The sequence below is a fragment of the Gammaproteobacteria bacterium genome, assembly GCA_003696665.1.
Classification (GTDB): Bacteria; Pseudomonadota; Gammaproteobacteria; order Enterobacterales.
Window position 1 is genome coordinate 1 of record RFGJ01000273.1, and the last position, 2,148, is coordinate 2,148.

Genomic DNA, 2,148 nt, shown 5'->3' on the forward strand with positions numbered 1-2,148 from the left:
CGGCTATTTGCAGAGCATGATGTGCAAATCCTGCCGAGTGAATCGGTTCAGTTTCATTGTTCATGTTCGTACGAAAAAGCACTGGCCAGCATTTTTGTCATGTCGAACGCTGACATTCGTGATTTGTTGCAGGATTCTGGGCAAATTAGCACGGAGTGCGAGTTTTGTCGCCAACGCTACGTGTTTACGGAAGATGAAATCTTTGAAGAAATGGCCCAGCGTGGCCAAATTGACGATCGTCTTCAGTGAGTGGCGGGACAAATCGTCAGGGTTTGATTTTGCCTCAACTGACCTGGTCCATCATGGATCGCATTGAAGCCGACAATAATGCCGAGCTCGGTTTTTCGATAACTCGCGAGACGTTTGAGTAGCTCGGGCTCGCTAGAAAGTGAATCAGGGTCAGTGCATATCACCTGACAGCGAGCACAAGGTTTGACATTGGTCAGTGTCATGGTGTCACTGGTCAAGGCATGCCAGTGATCTTCTTCCCAGGCTTTGGCACCCTGCACGACGAGATTGGGCCGAAACCGGCGAACATCGATGGTTGTGCCTAGCCGTTGTTCGATTTCGGTGATGGAGGCTTGATTGATGACAAGCAAAGGAAATCCATCGGCAAAGGCGACTGGCGTTGGGCGTACTGTAGTATTGGGTTCGACGTGTCTCCGGGGCACGTCCATCCAGACAAGCTGAACTTGTTGTTTTAAGTAGTCACTAAACCACTGACTACCTTCGAGATGACAGGGAACGCCCGCCACGTGGTCGTGCCAGATGCGAACGGTAAGACGTGATTTTCCGGATGGGGGCGACAATTTTAGTTTTCCCATCCCCGGGGCGGACAGCTCAAGCGTCTTGTCGTGAATGGCGGGCACAACATGTAACAATTCGGGCCGCGTGCGAGCCGTGACCATGCGGCCATTGCAGTCAACCACCATCCACCTGCGATCGCCCGCCAAACCAAACTGATCGAGATAGGCGGTGTCAAGACGAACGCCGGCGCAGGACTTGATCGGGTAGACCCAAAGGCTCTGAATGGTGACACGGTCACTAGCGGTTATTGGCGAACCAGTTTGTAGCATGGGCGGTAATCTCGTGTTGGCAAAACCATACGTTTTTGCTCAATAAAGGAACGAAGTAATTGATCGATGGGGTCGAGCAATTTGCGGCTACCACGGATTTCAAAGGGGCCATGGCGTGCAATCAAGGCGACACCTTGTGGTTTGACATTGCCCGTGACAATTCCAGAAAAGAGTCTGCGGAGCTGAACAGCGAGCTGATGCGCCGGCTGGTTTTCGTTGAGATCGAGGTCGCGCATGGTCTCATGATTCACCTCAAAAGGCGTTTGCCATTGGGGGTCAATCTCTAACTCCCAATTGAAATGAAACGCCGCATGCCTGTGCAAACGATAATGATGGACGGCCCGAATGCCTTCTTTGATCACCTTTGCCACCTTTGTGGGATTGCCGACGATGATTTGATAACGATTGGCCGCCTCAGCACCTAGGATGTTTTTGATAAACGCATCAAGCTGAGAGAAGTAGGCTTCTGAACCGGACGGACCGGTGAAAACGATAGGCAACGGAAGATCCCGATTGCCAGGGTGCATCAAGATGCCAAGTAAATATAAGATTTCTTCAACGGTACCAACCCCACCTGGAAAAATCACAAACCCGTGCCCGACGCGGACAAAGGCTTCCAATCGTTTTTCGATGTCTGGAAGAATGACGAGTTTGGAGACAATGGGATTGGGGGCTTCGGATGCGATAATGCCAGGCTCGGTAAGGCCAAGGTACAAACCATCATCAATTCGTTGTTTGGCGTGGGCGATCGTGGCCCCTTTCATTGGGCCTTTCATGGCGCCGGGTCCACAGCCAGTGCAAATATTGAGACCTCTTAGACCGAGCTCATAGCCGACTTCCTTGGTGTATTGGTATTCTTCGGTACTAATCGAATGCCCACCCCAGCACACGGCAAGATGCGGCGCTTTGCCCGGGATCAGGGCTTTGGCGTTTCTCAGCAATCGAAATATCTGTACGGTCACAGACGTATTGTCTGCCTCGTGTAACAGCCGTTGACTGTATATCAAATCGCGGACGACGGCGGTTAAATTTTCGCGAACACCGCGAATCATCTCGCCATCGACAAACGCAC

Annotated in this window: 3 protein-coding genes; 1 reads left to right on the plus strand and 2 read right to left on the minus strand. The window is 51.7% G+C overall.

Annotated elements, in window-relative coordinates:
- On the plus strand, window positions 1-249 hold a 249-nt coding region (locus tag D6694_07555), incomplete at its 5' end, for a hypothetical protein (GenBank protein ID RMH42831.1).
- Here the strand turns inward: D6694_07555 and D6694_07560 are convergent.
- Both D6694_07560 and D6694_07565 read right to left on the minus strand, forming a co-directional pair.
- Window positions 243-1,076 carry an MOSC domain-containing protein gene (locus tag D6694_07560; protein ID RMH42832.1) on the minus strand — a complete coding sequence of 278 codons (834 nt, stop codon included), beginning with the start codon at window positions 1,074-1,076 and terminating at the stop codon, window positions 243-245. The genes D6694_07555 and D6694_07560 overlap by 7 nt on opposite strands.
- A partial coding sequence (locus tag D6694_07565; protein RMH42833.1) for an LOG family protein YgdH occupies window positions 1,052-2,148 on the minus strand: 1,097 nt, incomplete at its 5' end. The genes D6694_07565 and D6694_07560, both read right to left, overlap by 25 nt.